Genomic DNA, 14,094 nt, shown 5'->3' with positions numbered 1-14,094 from the left:
CGGCAGGGCGCGATAAGGGCGGCATGGGTTTCATCGGCTTCCTGCGCGGCAACGCCCCGTTCCTGTTGGCCGGGGCCCTGCTCTCCTTCACCTCCTCCTATGGTCAGACCTTCTTCATCTCGATCTTCGCCGGCGAGATCATGGAGGGCTTCGCCCTGTCCGATGGGCAATGGGGCCTGATCTACACCCTCGGCACCACGCTTTCGGCGATCACGATGGTCTGGGCCGGCACCCTGACCGACCGCTACCGCGTGCGTGCCTTGGCCAACCTCGTCGGTCCCGGCCTCGCCCTGGCCTGCCTCGCCATGGCCGCCGTCCCCGGCCCCGTGCTGCTCGTCTTCGTCATCTTCGCCCTCCGTCTCTTCGGCCAGGGTCTCTTTTCCCATCTCGCGATCGTCGCAATGGCCCGCTGGTTCGTGGGTCGGCGCGGCACGGCGCTTTCGATTTCCTCGATGGGCTTTGCCCTCGGACAGGCAATGCTCCCCGTCGCCTTCGCCGCCGCGATGACATTGGTGCACTGGCGCTGGCTCTGGGTCCTGGCCGCGGCCCTCTGCCTCGCCGCGCTCCCGATACTTGCCGTCCTGCTCCGGGCCGAACGAACGCCGCAATCGGTGGCCGATGCCACGCCTTCCGCCGGGATGGACGGCGTGCACTGGACCCGCGCCCAGGTGATCCGGCACCCGCTCTTCTGGTTCTCCATCCCGCTCCTGCTGGGCCCGGCCGCCTGGGGCACTTCGCTCTTCTTCCAGCAGGTTCACTTCGCTGGCGAGAAAGGCTGGACGCTGGTCGATTATCTCGCCCTCATGCCGGTGTTCACCGCCGTCTCCATCGCAGCCACCTTCGTCACCGGCGCACTGATCGACCGCTTCGGCACCGCGCGGCTGATGATGCTCTACATGCTGCCCTTCGCCCTGGCCTTCCTCGTGCTCTGGCAGGCCGAAAGCCTCGTGATGGCCGCACTCGGCCTCGCCATCTTCGGCATCGGCACCGGCGCACAGGCCACCTTGCCCGGTTCCTATTGGGCGGAGTTCTTCGGAACGCGCCACATCGGCTCGATCAAGGCGATGGCCGGGGCGATCATGGTGTTCGGCTCCGCCATCGGCCCCGGCATCTCGGGCTGGCTGATCGACGCCGGACTGACCTTCGAAGATCAGCTTCCCTGGATTTCCGCCTATTTCATCGCCGCAGCGGGCTGCATCACGCTCGGCGTTCTCTCGGCCCGCGCCCGCCTACCGCGTCCGGCGTAGATACACGTAATAGGCCCCGTCGCCGCCATGCTTCAGGCTGGCGGGCGTAACCTCGAGCACCAGGGCCGAGAGCGGCGGCCGCGAGAGCCAGTCGGGCACCTGTCGCCGCAGCACGCCGGGTCGTGAAGGAATGGGCCCCTCGTCCTCCGGGCGCGTCCGGCCCTTGCCGGTGATGACCAACACCAGCCGCTTGCCGTCGGCATGCACGCCATGGATGAACTTCATCAACCGCGGGTGCGCCTCCGCCAGGGTCATCCCGTGCAGGTCGATCCGCGCCTCGGGCTTGAGCTTGCCCCGCCTCATCCGGTTGAATGCCTTGCGATCCATCGCGGGGGCGGGTTTGGCCGCCGGTTCCGCCGCGGGTCGCGGCTGCGCGGTGGCCCCCAGCGTGAAAGGCTGGGGCACGAACACCGGGCGCGGCTCCGGCTCATGCACGCTCTTCTGTGTCGCCTCTTCCTTCACCTTCGGCTTGGGCCTGCTTCGCGCCATCGGCGTCGCCTTCGCCACGACCTTCCGCCAAAGCTCCTCGTCCTCGGCCGATAGCCGTCTTGGCGTCTTGCGGCTCACGGCGCGGCCTTCCGCACAAGCCGATAGGCCCGAAATGTCGCATGCAAGCGGCCCGCCTGTGCCCCGGCCTCTTCGCCGGTTCCGCAGTAGAGATCGGTCCGCCCCGGCCCCTTGATCGCCCCGCCGGTATCCTGCGCCACGCAAAGCCGCGGCGGCGTCTCGGTCGGCGACGTGTCGAGATACACGAGGCTCCCGAGCGGTATGTTCTCCGGGTCCACCGCAACGCTGCGCTGCGCCGTGAGCGGCACGCCCGAGGTGCCGATCGGTCCGAGTTCGGGCGGTACTTCATCGAGCAGGCGGAAGAACACGTAACTCGGGTTCTCCAGCAGGGCCGCGCGACCGGCCTCGGGATTGTCGGCAAACCATGCCTGGATCGCCTGCATCGAAACATCGCTCGCCTGCAACACGCCCCGCTCCAGCAGCAGCTTGCCGAGCGACACGTATCGGTGGCCGTTCTTGCCCGCATAGCCCAGCCGCATCTCGGTGCCATCCGGCAACCGGACCCGGCCGGAGCCCTGAACCTGCAACAGAAAGGCATCGAGCGGCGATGTCAGCCAGGCCAGTTCCTGCCCGGCCAGCAGGTCGCCGGCTTCAATCTCCGCCCGCGCCGCAAACCCCTCCCCGGGTTCCCAACCCTCGGGCAACCCGTGGACCGGCACGCCATACCGTCCGCCGCGCGCGCGCGCGCCCTCATAGACCGGCTCGAAATACCCGGTCAGCTCCGCCTCGGCGCTCACCAGTTCGGCCTCGAAATGCTTTTCCAGAAAGGCCCGCGCCCCGCCCTGCGCAACACCATGCGCCGGATCGTCAGGGTCAGCTGTCAGGAGATAGGCCGCAAAGGCCGCATCGGGATCGTCCTCCGCCCAGCCGGGCAGGGCGGTCAGGGCGATCCGCTCCACGAAACCTCACTCGCCGGTGGCGACCAGTATCCAGTTCGGGTCGCCCGTGCCCATCCGGCGGGCAAAGGTCCAGACATCGCGCTGCCGCTTGATCGCGTTCGGGTCGCCCTCCACAATATCGCCGCCGGCATCGCGCACCACGCTCGTCAGCTCGCCGACAAACCGCACGGTAATCTCGGCCTCGCCGCTTTCCTGGTCGAAGGTGGCCTGTTTCAGAGTCGTCTCGCGCACACCGATGAAGCTGGCGTCGACCGTCACGCCATTCTCGGCGCGCATCTTCACCACTTCGGAGAAGCTCTCCAGCACCTCGTCGTCGAGAAACGGCGCGACACTGTCTAGGTCGCCGCGCTCGAAAGCCATCAGGATCATCTCGTAGGCACCACGCGCGCCCTGAAGAAACTCGCCCACCGAGAAGCCGGGCTCAACACCCTTCATCCGCGCCAGCGCATCGGCGGCATCGCCCTCGGGCACGTGGTCGGCGATATCACGATCGACCCCGCCCTCGATGACCTCGAAGGAGCGCCCCTTGTCCTGGCTCCGGCTCGGGCCGGGCAGCGGCGCCTGCGGCTTTTCAAACCCTTCCCGGGTGCCCAGCACGGAGCGCAGACGCAGGATCAGGAAGATCGCGACGCCGGCAAGCACAAGAAGCTGGATCACAGCAAGATTCATAAGGTCCTCGGGCACAAAAGTGGCAATTGGAGCGTTCCGATCATATGTAGGGCGTCGCAGGGGACGAGTCCACCAGCCGCCCTGCGACACTTACGGAGGTTTGATGCCCCTACTCGCGCTTTTCATCGCTGTTCCGATCATCGAGATCGCCCTGTTCATCCAGGTCGGCGGCCTGATCGGGCTCTGGCCCACCCTCGGGATCGTCGTTCTCACCGCGATCCTCGGCACCTGGCTGGTCAAGAGCCAGGGTCGGCAGGTGCTGGCCGAGCTTCAGGGCCGGTTCAACGAGTTGCGCGACCCGACCGAGCCCCTGGCCCACGGCGCGATGATCCTGTTTTCCGGCGCGCTCCTGCTCACCCCCGGCTTCTTCACCGACGCGGTGGGCTTTTTGCTGCTGGTCCCCGCCTTCCGCACCAAGGCCTTCGCCTGGCTGCGCAAGCGGGTGAAGGTGCAGAGCTTCACCATGGGCACCACCGCCCAGCGCCCGCCCCGCGATGACGTGGTCGAGGGCACGTACCACGAGGTCACCCCCGACAAGCCCGGTATCCCCGGCAACTCGGGCTGGACGCGCCATTGAGGCTGGCCTCCGGTCCTGATAAAGCAGGCCCGACCTGAAAAACCGGAGACAGAGCCCCATGGCCGACACCCCTGAGAACGGCGCAGCCGCGCCGGAGCAGCCGCAGCAGGCACCCCAGGTGCAGCTGCAGATCCTCGCCCAGTTCATCCGCGACATGTCTTTCGAGAACATCGTCGTGCAAAAGGGCGTGCAGGGCGAGGTTCAGCCCGAGATGCAGGTGGCGGTGGCCGTCGACGCCCGCAAGCGCACCACGCCCAACCAGTATGAGGTCTCGATCAAGTGCAAGGTCGAGAGCAAGAACAAGCCGGACGGGTCCACGCTCTTCCTGCTCGAGCTCGACTATGGCGCCGTCTTCCATATCGACGGCGTTCCGGACGACCAGCTGCACCCGTTCCTGCTGATCGAGTGCCCGCGCCAGATCTTCCCCTTCGTCCGCCGCATCGTGTCCGACATCACCCGCGACGGAAACTTCCCGCCGGTCAACCTGCAGAACATCGACTTCGTCGCGCTGTATCGCCAGGAGCTGGCCAAACGCGCCGAGACCGCTCCCAAGGCCGACGCCTAGGCGCCGAACCGCCTCCAGAGCGCCGCGTCACCGAGCTTTTCCACGAAGGCCCGGTGCGCGGCCTCTTCCTTTTCGGTGATCCGCGCCGCCAGCGCCTCGGGCCGCGGCTTCGGCCGCCAATTGGAGTCCGTCGCGCCGGTCTCGGTCCGGTTCGCGGTTTCCGAAAGCACCAGCCCGGGCTGCCGCCCGCCGATCAGCTCCAGGTAGACATCCGCAAGGATCTGGCTGTCGAGCAAGGCCCCGTGCAGCTCGCGCTCCGCGGTGATCCCGAACCTGCGGCACAAAGCATCGAGCGAGGCCGGCGAGCCCGGAAATTTCTTGCGTGCCATCGCCACCGTGTCGATCGCCCGCGCATCGGCGATGAGCGGCTTGCCGACCTGCTTCAGCTCGTAGTTCAGGAACTTCATGTCGAAGGCGGCATTGTGGATCACCAGCTTGGCGTCGCCGATGAAGTCCAGAAAATCCTGTGCCACGGCAGCAAACACCGGCTTGTCGGCCAGGAACTCCGCGCTGATCCCGTGCACCTGGAAGGCCTCTGTCGGCATATCGCGCTGCGGATTGATATACTGGTGATAGTGATTGCCGGTCGGCATGTGGCCCACCAGCTCCACCGCCCCGATCTCCACGATCCGGTCGCCGTCAAAGGGGTCGAACCCCGTGGTCTCGGTATCCAGAACGATTTCACGCATCGGTCTTTTCCCTGATCTCCGCCACGATGGCCCGCACCTGCGCCCGCGCGCCCTCGAGCGTTTCGGTTTCGATCACCCTGTCGGCGCGCTTGCGCTTTTCGGCATCCGGCATCTGCGCCGCCAGGATCCGCCGAAAGCTCGCCTCGTCCATGCTGCCCCTTTCCAGCACCCGGCGCCTCTGCTCCTCCGCGCTGCAAGAGACAGTCACGGTCAGATCCATCTCGGCATCGCCGCCGGTCTCGAAGAGGAGCGGAATGTCGAAGAGCAGGATATCCCCCGCCGCCTCCATCGCAAACCTGGCCCTGTCCTGCTGGACCAGCGGATGCACCACTGCCTCGATCTGCTTCAGTGCCGTTGCATCCTCGGCGATCCAGTCCCGCAAGGCCGGGCGGGATACCGCCCCAGCCACCACGGCCTCGGGACGCAACCCGGCAATCGCCGGCACCGCCGCGCCTCCCTCGGCATAGAGCCGGTGCACCGCCGCATCCGCGTCCCACACCGCCACGCCCTCGTCGGCAAACATGGCCGCTGTCGTCGACTTGCCCATGCCTATCCCGCCGGTCAGCCCTATCCGGGTGGGCCGTGTCACCAGCCCATCACCGCCGCGCGGGTCTGGTCCGTCACCGGCGGGCGCTGCCCGAACCACCGTTCAAAACCTGGCGCACCCTGGTGAATCAGCATGCCCAACCCGTCCACCGTGGTGCAGCCCTTGGCGGCAGCGGTCTTCAGCAGCTCCGTGTCCAGCGGCGTGTAGACGATATCGGTCACCACCATGTCGGGGGCGAGCGCATCGAGCGGCACCTTGAACTCGGCCTTGCCCACCATCCCGAGAGAGGTGGTGTTCACGATCAGCGCCGCCCCTTCGATCATGCTGCCCGCCAGCACCCAGTCATAAACGGTGATCTTGGGGCCGAACTCGGTGCGCAGCGCCTCGGCTCTTGGCCGCGAGCGATTGGCCAGGCGGATGTCGGTGCATCCCGCCTCGATCAGCGAGGCCAGCACGGCACGGCACGCGCCGCCGGCCCCGAAGATAACCACCGGCCCATCCTGCGGGCTCCAGTCCGGCGCCCCGGCCCTGAGGTTGGCAATGAAGCCGTAACCATCGGTATTATCAGCGTAAATACTGCCATCATCCCGAAAGATCAGCGTATTGGCCGAGCCGATCAGCGCTGCCCGGTCACTCACCGCATCGGCAAGGTTCAGGGCCGCCACCTTGTGTGGAATGGTGATGTTGCAGCCCACGAACCCCATCTTCGGCAGCACACGCAAGACCTCCGCGAGGTTCTCGTGGCTGACATCCATGGGGATGTAGTGCCCCTGCAACCCGAGGCTTTCGAGCCAGTGCCGGTGCAACGCCGGAGACCGGGAATGTGCGATCGGTGACCCGATCACTCCGGCCAGCGGTATCTTTTCCGTCATGTCGGGATCACACCCTTGATCGCCAGATAGTTCAGCAGTTCCAATAGCGGCAATCCCAGCACATTGAAATAGTCGCCCTCCACGCGGGCAAAGAGCCGCGCACCTTCTTCCTCGAGCTTGTAGCCGCCGACACACCAGCGGATGCTCTCCCAGTTCCGGTCCACGTAGTCCTCTACATAGCCACGGCTCAGCTGCCGCATGTAGAGCCGCGTCACACCCACATGCCGCCACACGGGCTCGCCACCCTCGTAGATCACGGCGGCAGAGAGCAGCATGTGCTTCTGCCCGGCCATCTCCGTGATCTGCGAAACCGCCTCTTCGGGGCTTTCCGGCTTGGCGAGGATCCGGCCACCGAAATCCAGCACCTGGTCGCAGCCCAGAACCATGCGCTCCGGTCGCTTGCCGCCGATCTTGGCCGCCTTCATCTCCGCCAGCGCATCGGCCACGTCGCGCGGCTTGGCGCCTTCGGCCTCCAGCGACGCCCGCAGCGCCGCCTCGTCCACCCGTGGCAGCTCCACCTCGAAGGGCACGCCGGCATTCTGCAGCAGCGTGGCCCTGGTCTCGGACCCGGATGCCAAGAGCAAAGGCTGTGTCATGTGGATAACCTCGTGGAGGACTCTGGGTGCAGGCTGTGCAAGTGATGTGACCGTATTCTCCACAGGCTGCAACCCGTCGCCAAACCCAGCGCTTCTCCCCAGGCTCGCCGGTTTCCTCCCCATGAGGAGAAGCGTTCAGCCGGGCGTTGGAAATTTTGTGCCACTCACAGCCGATCCATGAGATATCCCAAGGGTTATCCACAGGCAAATTCTGTAACTATCTGATTATACGGTAAAAAATGAAACCTGGATGGAACCGTTCGCATACGTCTCTTCTGTGTGCAGAACTGTGGACAATCCGGTAATCCCCATATCCCCAGCCCCTACTACAAAAACAACCTTTCTTAAGATTCTATTTTATTATTGAAGGGGGCCAGGAGGTGACCCGTGCTCTCAGACTTTCTCGCCTGGTTCTATCCCTGGACAAAGACACTCCATATCCTCGCGGTCATCTCCTGGATGGCCGGGATCTTCTACCTGCCCCGACTGTTCGTGCATCATGCAGAGAAAGGGATCGAGAACGCCCACTCCGACGAGATGCTCCGCATGATGGAGATGAAGCTTCTGCGCCTCATCATGAACCCGGCCATGATCGCCACCTGGATCTTCGGGCTGATGCTGGCCTTCACGCCCGGCGTTGTCGATTGGTCTGCGGCCTGGCCCTACACCAAGCTCGCCGCCATCCTCGGGCTCACCTGGTTTCATCACTGGCTCGGAAAGCGCCGCAAGGCGTTTGCCGCCGGCACCAACACCGTCTCCGGCCGCACCTACCGGATGATGAACGAGCTGCCCACGCTGCTTCTCGTCGTCATCGTCATCTCCATCGTCGTGCGCCCGTTCTGACCGGCTTCTTGACTCGCAAGGCCCCGACCCTTATCTCCCCAGCGCAAGCGGCCGTCCGGCCGTGGATCTTCCCGCTATGACATTCCGCGCACCGCCCCACCGGCGGCAGACGCAGCGAAGGCCCGTTTCATGACCCAGCCACAGCTCTCCCTTTACGATCTCAAGTCCAAGACGCCCGCCGACCTTTTGTCGATGGCCGAGGAGCTGGAGATCGACAACGCCTCCACGATGCGCAAGGGCGACATGATGTTCGCCATCCTCAAGGAGCGCGCCGAGGAGGGCTGGGATATCGTCGGTGACGGCGTGCTCGACGTGTTGCAGGACGGCTTCGGATTTCTGCGCTCCCCCGAGGCCAACTACCTGCCCGGTCCCGATGACATCTACCTGTCGCCCGAGATGATCCGCCAGCACGGTCTGCGCACCGGCGACACCGTGGAAGGCTTCATCAAGGCGCCCGGCGACAACGAGAACTACTTCTGCATGATAAAGGTCACGCAGATCAACTTCGAGGAGCCGGAGAAGGCCCGCCACAAGATCAACTTCGACAACCTGACGCCGCTCTATCCCGACGAGCGCCTGATCATGGAAATCGACGATCCCACCATCAAGGACCGTTCGGCCCGCATCATCGACCTGGTGGCGCCCATCGGCAAAGGCCAGCGGTCGCTCATCGTGGCGCCGCCGCGGACGGGTAAGACTGTCCTGCTGCAAAACATCGCCCATTCGATCGAGCGCAATCACCCCGAGTGCTACCTCATCGTCCTGCTGATCGACGAACGCCCCGAAGAGGTGACCGACATGCAGCGCTCGGTGAAGGGCGAGGTGGTTTCCTCCACCTTCGACGAGCCCGCCACCCGCCACGTCGCCGTCTCCGACATGGTGATCGAAAAGGCCAAGCGCCTCGTCGAGCACAAACGCGATGTCGTCATCCTGCTCGACTCCATCACCCGCCTCGGCCGCGCCTTCAACACCGTTGTGCCCTCCTCCGGCAAGGTGCTGACCGGCGGTGTGGACGCCAACGCGCTTCAGCGCCCCAAGCGTTTCTTTGGCGCCGCCCGGAACATCGAGGAAGGCGGCTCGCTCACCATCATCGCCACCGCGCTCATCGACACCGGCTCGCGGATGGACGAGGTGATCTTCGAAGAGTTCAAGGGCACCGGCAACTCCGAAATCGTGCTCGACCGGAAGGTGGCTGACAAGCGCGTGTTCCCCGCGATGGACATCCTCAAGTCCGGCACCCGGAAAGAGGATCTCCTTGTCGATCAGAAGGATCTGCAAAAGACCTTCGTCCTGCGCCGCATCCTGAACCCGATGGGCACGACCGACGCCATCGAGTTCCTGATCGGCAAGTTGAAGCAGACCAAGAACAACGCCGAGTTCTTCGACTCCATGAACACCTGATAATTCAGGTTTATCAAGGAGTTAAAGATGGACACGATTGTCGCCCAAGCCACCGCGCCCGGCCGCGCGGGGGTTGCGGTGATCCGTATCTCGGGCCCCTCTGCCAAGGCCGCGCTCCTCCGGCTTGCGGGTCGCGTTCCAGAGCCGCGCCGTGCCACGCTTATGCCCCTGCGAGGCGCCGACGGGCTCCTCGATACTGCCCTCGTGCTGGTGTTCGAGCCCGGTGCCAGCTTCACCGGGGAAGAGGTGGTCGAGCTTCAGACCCACGGCTCCATTGCCGTGGTCCGCGCCCTCCTGTCTCAACTGACTTCCCTCCCCGGAGTTCGCCTGGCAGAGGCCGGTGAGTTCACCCGGCGTGCGCTCGAGAACGATCAGCTCGACCTCGCCCAGGTCGAAGGTCTCGCCGACCTGATCGAAGCCGAGACCGAAGCACAGCGCCGTCTTGCCCAGGCCACCTTCTCCGGCGCACTCGGTGCCAAGGTCGAAGCCTGGCGCAGCCTCCTCATCCGAGCGGCAGCCCTGCTCGAAGCCATGATCGACTTCGCCGATGAGGAGGTGCCGGAGGATACCACTGCAGAGGTGCTCGATCTGATCGACCGGCTGATCGGCGAGTTCGAGGCCGAGGCGCAGGGTGTGGCTGCCGCCGAGCGGATCCGGGAAGGTTTCGAGGTGGCCATTGTGGGCGCGCCCAATGCCGGCAAATCCACGCTGCTCAACCGCCTCGCCGGGCGCGAGGCTGCCATTACCTCCGAGATTGCCGGCACCACCCGTGATGTCATCGAGGTCCGCATGGATATCGGCGGCCTCCCGGTCACCCTGCTCGACACCGCCGGCCTGCGTGACACCGAGGACACGATCGAAGCGATCGGCGTCGAACGGGCCAAGGCCAGGGCGCAATCTGCCGATCTCCGCATCTTCCTTGGCCCGCCTTCCGGTGTGACTCTCCAACCCGGCGACGTTCTCGCCCACCCCAAGGCCGACCTCTCCAAAGCGCCCTCGACTGCCCTCGCCCTCTCCGGCCTCACCGGTCAGGGCCTCGACGCCCTCTTTTCGCATATCCAGCGCGAGCTTTCGGGCCGGCTTCCTGCGCAAACCACCGCGACCCACGCCCGCCATCGCGCCGCGCTGCAAACCGCCTCCTCCGCTTTGCGGGACGCTCGAATCGAGGTAGAAGCGGGGCCCGAGCGGGCGGAACTTGCGGCGGAAGAACTGCGCACCGCCCTGCGCCGGATCGAGGCCCTGACCGGACGCATCGGGGTAGAAGACCTGCTGGGCGAGATCTTCTCCAGCTTCTGCATCGGAAAGTAGGGGTGTTTCACGTGAAACATGACTTCGACGTCATCGTGGTTGGCGGCGGTCACGCCGGTGCCGACGCCGCACATGCCGCCGCCCGGATGGGCGCTCGCACCGCCCTGGTCACGCTGCGCGCGTCCGACCTTGGGGTGATGTCCTGCAACCCGGCCATCGGCGGCCTCGGCAAGGGTCACCTGGTTCGCGAGATCGACGCGCTGGATGGGCTGATGGGTCGCGTGGCGGACGCCGCGGGAATCCAGTTCCGCTTACTGAATCGCAAGAAGGGCCCTGCCGTCCAGGGCCCCCGCGCCCAGGCTGACCGAAAGCTCTATCGTCAGGCCATGGGCGCCGCCCTCACTGCCACCAAAAACCTCTCCGTCGTTGAGGCAGAGGTGTCGGGCCTCGTCATCGAGCACGGATCGGTCAGCGGTGTACTGTTGGGCGACGGCACCTCCCTGCGCTCAGCCGCCGTCGTGCTGACCACCGGCACCTTCCTGCGCGGCACCATTCATATCGGCGACAAATCCTATCCCGGCGGCCGTATGGGCGCGGATCGGTCCCAGCTGCTGGCCGACCAGCTCTCCACTCTCAATCTTCCCCTTGGCCGTCTAAAGACCGGCACACCCCCGCGCCTCGACGGCCGCTCCATCAACTGGGAGGGCCTGGAGGAGCAACCCGGTGATGATGAGCCCACGCTGTTTTCCTTCCTCTCCACAGTGCCTTTGGCCCGGCAGGTCTCCTGCGGCATCACCTATACCAACACGCGCACCCACGAAATCATCACTGAAAACCTCCATCGCAGCGCCATGTATGGCGGGCATATCGAGGGTGTCGGCCCCCGCTACTGCCCGTCGATCGAAGACAAGGTGGTGCGCTTCGCCACGAAGGACTCGCACCAGATCTTCCTTGAGCCGGAGGGGTTGGACGACCCGACGATCTACCCGAACGGTATCTCCACTTCGCTCCCGGAGGATGTGCAGGAGGCCTATGTCCGCTCCATCGCCGGGCTCGAACAGGTCAACATCCTCCAGCCGGGCTATGCCATCGAGTATGATTACATCGACCCCCGCGCACTCACCGCGTCACTGGAGCTGCGCGCCCTGCCCAATCTCTATCTCGCTGGCCAGATCAATGGCACTACGGGCTATGAGGAGGCCGCGGCACAGGGGCTGGTTGCCGGCCTCAACGCCGCACGTCGGGCCGGTGATGGCGATGCAATCACCTTCAGCCGGGCCGATTCCTACATTGGCGTCATGATCGACGATCTCATCACCCAGGGGGTTGCCGAGCCCTACCGTATGTTCACCTCCCGCGCCGAGTTCCGCCTCTCGCTCCGAGCCGACAATGCCGACCAGCGCCTTACCCCGCGCGGCATCGAATTCGGTTGCGTTGGTGATGCCCGCAAGGAGGCCTTCACTGCTAAGATGGAGTCCCTCGAGTCCGCGCGCAGATCCCTGGCCGCGCTCAGTTTCTCCTCCCGCGAGCTTTCCTCTGCCGGATTCCGGGTCAACGCAGATGGCCCGAGACGTGACGGCATCGAGGCCCTAGGCCTGCCGGATGCAAGCCTGCAAAAGCTCGCACCGTTGGCGCCCGACCTGGCTCACATCGCCCCGGCCATTGCCACTCAGGTCGAGCGTGACGCGCTCTATCACAACTACATCGCGCGGCAAGAAAAGGACGTCGCGGCGATGGAGCGGGACGAGAACCGCAAGATCCCTGAGGATTTCGATTATTCCGACCTGCAGGGCCTTTCCAACGAACTTCGGATGAAGCTCACCGCAGCCCGACCGCACTCCATCGGCCAAGCCTCCCGTATCGGCGGCATGACCCCTGCAGCACTGGGCCTCATCCTCGCCCGCCTCCGGCGCGATCAACAGCGAAAAGCCTCATGACCGCCCGCGAAGAGGTGCTCGTCCGCCTCGACGTTTCACGTGAAACATGCCAAAGGCTCGACACCTACGCCGCGCTGCTGGCCAAGTGGAACAAGGCGATAAACCTTGTCGCACCTGCCACCCTGCCCGACCTCTGGCGGCGCCACTTCCTCGACTCCGCCCAAGTGCTCCAGCACGGCCCAACCTCCGGCCTCTGGCTCGATATCGGAACCGGCGGCGGCTTTCCGGGCCTCGTCTGCGCGATCCTGGCTGCCGACTCCCGCCCGGAGCTGACCTTCGAATTCGTAGAATCCGACCAGCGTAAATGCACGTTTCTCGCAACCGTCCTCCGGGAAACCGGCATCACGGCCAGCATCCACTCCGCCCGGGTCGAGGCTCTCGAGCCGCGCCGCGCCCAGGCCCTTTCCGCCCGGGCCCTCGCCCCGCTCACCGCCCTTCTGGACCACGCCGAGAGGCACCTCGCCCGCGGCGGCATTGCCCTTTTCCTGAAGGGCGCGCAACATGACGCAGAGCTCGCGAAGGCGCTTGAAAAATGGGCCTTCGACGTTCAAAAACACCCCAGCGAAACCGACCCAACCGGCGCCCTTCTCACTATAGGAAACATAACCCGTGTCTGACCCGACCCGTCCCAAGGCGCCCAAGATCATCGCTGTCGCCAACCAGAAAGGCGGCGTGGGCAAGACGACCACGGCCATCAACCTCGGGGCTGCCCTTGCCGCCGAAGGCAAGGCCGTGCTGATCGTCGATCTCGACCCTCAAGGCAACGCCTCCACCGGCCTCGGGGTCGAAGCCGCGGACCGGAAGAAAACAACATACGACCTGCTGCTCGATGATGCGCCCCTTCGCGACGTGGTCCTTGCCACCGATGTAGATAACCTGCTGATCGCTCCCTCCACTACCGATCTCAGCTCGGCCGACATCGAACTCGTCGCCAACGAGCGCCGCAGCCACTTGCTGCATGATGCCCTCCGCCAGCCCGAGATCGACAGGTATTCGCTCGATTACATCCTCATCGATTGTCCGCCCTCGCTGAACCTTCTGACAGTCAACGCAATGATCGCCGCCGATTCCGTGCTGGTGCCGCTGCAATCGGAGTTCTACGCGCTCGAGGGCCTGTCGCAGCTGATGCTGACCCTGCGCGAGGTGCGCGAAACGGCAAACCCGAAGCTGCGGATCGAGGGCGTGGTGCTCACCATGTACGACACGCGCAACAACCTGTCGCAACAGGTAGATGACGACGCGCGCGAGGCATTGGGCGACCTCGTATTCCAAACACGTATTCCCCGCAACGTGCGTGTCAGCGAAGCGCCGAGTTTTGCCATGCCGGTGCTGGATTACGACCCCTCGTCCAAGGGCAGCATCGCCTACCGCGACCTGGCAAAAGAGCTGCTGGGCCGACCCGCCCAGTGAGAGCGGCACAACAACAAGGAGACCGGT

16 protein-coding genes are annotated in these 14,094 nt (G+C 65.1%); 9 read left to right on the top strand and 7 right to left on the bottom strand.

Translation table 11 applies throughout. The annotated features are described in order from the left end of the window. Positions 1–23: 23 nt before the first annotated feature. Positions 24–1,247 carry an MFS transporter gene (locus tag BUR94_RS16990; protein WP_074257351.1) on the top strand — a complete coding sequence of 408 codons (1,224 nt, stop codon included), beginning with the start codon at positions 24–26 and terminating at the stop codon, positions 1,245–1,247. Here the strand turns inward: BUR94_RS16990 and BUR94_RS16985 are convergent. Genes BUR94_RS16985 through BUR94_RS16975 form a run of 3 tightly spaced genes read right to left on the bottom strand, consistent with a single transcriptional unit; the run spans position 1,230 to position 3,382 of the window. Further along, positions 1,230–1,814: a Smr/MutS family protein gene (locus tag BUR94_RS16985; RefSeq protein ID WP_074257350.1), complete on the bottom strand. Its 585-nt coding sequence runs from the start codon at positions 1,812–1,814 to the stop codon at positions 1,230–1,232. The two genes, BUR94_RS16990 and BUR94_RS16985, sit on opposite strands and share 18 nt — an antisense overlap. Then, positions 1,811–2,713 (bottom strand): murein transglycosylase A, encoded by a 903-nt coding sequence (gene mltA, locus BUR94_RS16980; protein WP_074257349.1) that lies wholly within the window; start codon positions 2,711–2,713, stop codon positions 1,811–1,813. Before mltA ends, BUR94_RS16985 begins: the two co-directional genes overlap by 4 nt. Positions 2,714–2,719: 6 nt before the next feature. Further along, the gene (locus BUR94_RS16975) at positions 2,720–3,382 is read right to left on the bottom strand and encodes a Tim44/TimA family putative adaptor protein (RefSeq protein ID WP_074257348.1); all 663 of its coding nucleotides are present in this window, start codon (positions 3,380–3,382) and stop codon (positions 2,720–2,722) included. Positions 3,383–3,485: 103 nt separating this feature from the next. On the opposite strand from BUR94_RS16975, the gene BUR94_RS16970 reads away from it, so the two are divergent. Together BUR94_RS16970 and secB are read left to right on the top strand one after the other, a co-directional pair. Then, positions 3,486–3,959: an FxsA family protein gene (locus BUR94_RS16970; protein ID WP_074257347.1), complete on the top strand. Its 474-nt coding sequence runs from the start codon at positions 3,486–3,488 to the stop codon at positions 3,957–3,959. 58 nt (positions 3,960–4,017) lie between these two features. Then, positions 4,018–4,524 carry a protein-export chaperone SecB gene (gene secB, locus BUR94_RS16965; RefSeq protein ID WP_074257346.1) on the top strand — a complete coding sequence of 169 codons (507 nt, stop codon included), beginning with the start codon at positions 4,018–4,020 and terminating at the stop codon, positions 4,522–4,524. On the opposite strand, the gene dnaQ is transcribed toward secB, so the two are convergent. The 4 genes from dnaQ to BUR94_RS16945 are packed head-to-tail and all read right to left on the bottom strand — an operon-like array spanning position 4,521 to position 7,228. Then, complete coding sequence (gene dnaQ, locus BUR94_RS16960) at positions 4,521–5,213, bottom strand: DNA polymerase III subunit epsilon (protein WP_074257345.1); 693 nt, start codon at positions 5,211–5,213, stop codon at positions 4,521–4,523. The genes secB and dnaQ overlap by 4 nt on opposite strands. Next, positions 5,206–5,802, bottom strand: coding sequence for a dephospho-CoA kinase (coaE, locus tag BUR94_RS16955; RefSeq protein WP_074257344.1), 597 nt, complete (start codon positions 5,800–5,802; stop codon positions 5,206–5,208). Before coaE ends, dnaQ begins: the two co-directional genes overlap by 8 nt. Further along, on the bottom strand, positions 5,799–6,632 hold the full coding sequence (locus tag BUR94_RS16950) for a shikimate dehydrogenase (protein ID WP_074257343.1): 834 nt from the start codon (positions 6,630–6,632) through the stop codon (positions 5,799–5,801). Before BUR94_RS16950 ends, coaE begins: the two co-directional genes overlap by 4 nt. Further along, positions 6,629–7,228, bottom strand: a complete 600-nt coding sequence (locus BUR94_RS16945; protein WP_074257342.1) for a Maf family protein — start codon at positions 7,226–7,228, stop codon at positions 6,629–6,631. Before BUR94_RS16945 ends, BUR94_RS16950 begins: the two co-directional genes overlap by 4 nt. 387 nt (positions 7,229–7,615) lie before the next feature. Here BUR94_RS16945 and hemJ point away from each other — a divergent pair, with 387 nt between their 5' ends. The 6 genes from hemJ to BUR94_RS16915 all read left to right on the top strand — a co-directional run bounded on the left by hemJ (position 7,616) and on the right by BUR94_RS16915 (position 14,067). Continuing rightward, positions 7,616–8,071 (top strand): protoporphyrinogen oxidase HemJ, encoded by a 456-nt coding sequence (gene hemJ, locus BUR94_RS16940; protein ID WP_074257341.1) that lies wholly within the window; start codon positions 7,616–7,618, stop codon positions 8,069–8,071. Positions 8,072–8,200: 129 nt separating this feature from the next. Beyond that, positions 8,201–9,472: a transcription termination factor Rho gene (gene rho / locus BUR94_RS16935; RefSeq protein ID WP_074257340.1), complete on the top strand. Its 1,272-nt coding sequence runs from the start codon at positions 8,201–8,203 to the stop codon at positions 9,470–9,472. Positions 9,473–9,499: 27 nt separating this feature from the next. Beyond that, positions 9,500–10,780: a tRNA uridine-5-carboxymethylaminomethyl(34) synthesis GTPase MnmE gene (mnmE, locus tag BUR94_RS16930; RefSeq protein ID WP_074257339.1), complete on the top strand. Its 1,281-nt coding sequence runs from the start codon at positions 9,500–9,502 to the stop codon at positions 10,778–10,780. Positions 10,781–10,782: 2 nt separating this feature from the next. Continuing rightward, positions 10,783–12,657, top strand: coding sequence for a tRNA uridine-5-carboxymethylaminomethyl(34) synthesis enzyme MnmG (gene mnmG / locus BUR94_RS16925; protein WP_074257338.1), 1,875 nt, complete (start codon positions 10,783–10,785; stop codon positions 12,655–12,657). Then, complete coding sequence (gene rsmG / locus BUR94_RS16920; protein ID WP_074257337.1) at positions 12,654–13,274, top strand: 16S rRNA (guanine(527)-N(7))-methyltransferase RsmG; 621 nt, start codon at positions 12,654–12,656, stop codon at positions 13,272–13,274. Before mnmG ends, rsmG begins: the two co-directional genes overlap by 4 nt. Next, complete coding sequence (locus BUR94_RS16915) at positions 13,267–14,067, top strand: ParA family protein (protein WP_074257336.1); 801 nt, start codon at positions 13,267–13,269, stop codon at positions 14,065–14,067. The genes rsmG and BUR94_RS16915 overlap by 8 nt, the downstream gene beginning before the upstream one ends. Positions 14,068–14,094 lie beyond the last annotated feature (27 nt).

The organism is Vannielia litorea (assembly GCF_900142295.1).
GTDB classification, from domain to species: Bacteria; Pseudomonadota; Alphaproteobacteria; order Rhodobacterales; family Rhodobacteraceae; genus Vannielia; species Vannielia litorea.
Note: the sequence above shows the minus strand (reverse complement) of the source record. Positions and strands in the feature narration are given on the sequence as shown.

Coding starts and splice junctions, on each gene's coding strand:
- BUR94_RS16975 (WP_074257348.1), bottom strand. CDS start 3,382: ATGAATCTTGCTGTGATCCAGCTTCTTGTGCTTGCCGGCGTCGCGATC.
- rsmG (WP_074257337.1), top strand. CDS start 12,654: ATGACCGCCCGCGAAGAGGTGCTCGTCCGCCTCGACGTTTCACGTGAA.
- secB (WP_074257346.1), top strand. CDS start 4,018: ATGGCCGACACCCCTGAGAACGGCGCAGCCGCGCCGGAGCAGCCGCAG.
- rho (WP_074257340.1), top strand. CDS start 8,201: ATGACCCAGCCACAGCTCTCCCTTTACGATCTCAAGTCCAAGACGCCC.
- dnaQ (WP_074257345.1), bottom strand. CDS start 5,213: ATGCGTGAAATCGTTCTGGATACCGAGACCACGGGGTTCGACCCCTTT.
- BUR94_RS16970 (WP_074257347.1), top strand. CDS start 3,486: ATGCCCCTACTCGCGCTTTTCATCGCTGTTCCGATCATCGAGATCGCC.
- BUR94_RS16945 (WP_074257342.1), bottom strand. CDS start 7,228: ATGACACAGCCTTTGCTCTTGGCATCCGGGTCCGAGACCAGGGCCACG.
- mnmE (WP_074257339.1), top strand. CDS start 9,500: ATGGACACGATTGTCGCCCAAGCCACCGCGCCCGGCCGCGCGGGGGTT.
- BUR94_RS16950 (WP_074257343.1), bottom strand. CDS start 6,632: ATGACGGAAAAGATACCGCTGGCCGGAGTGATCGGGTCACCGATCGCA.
- BUR94_RS16990 (WP_074257351.1), top strand. CDS start 24: ATGGGTTTCATCGGCTTCCTGCGCGGCAACGCCCCGTTCCTGTTGGCC.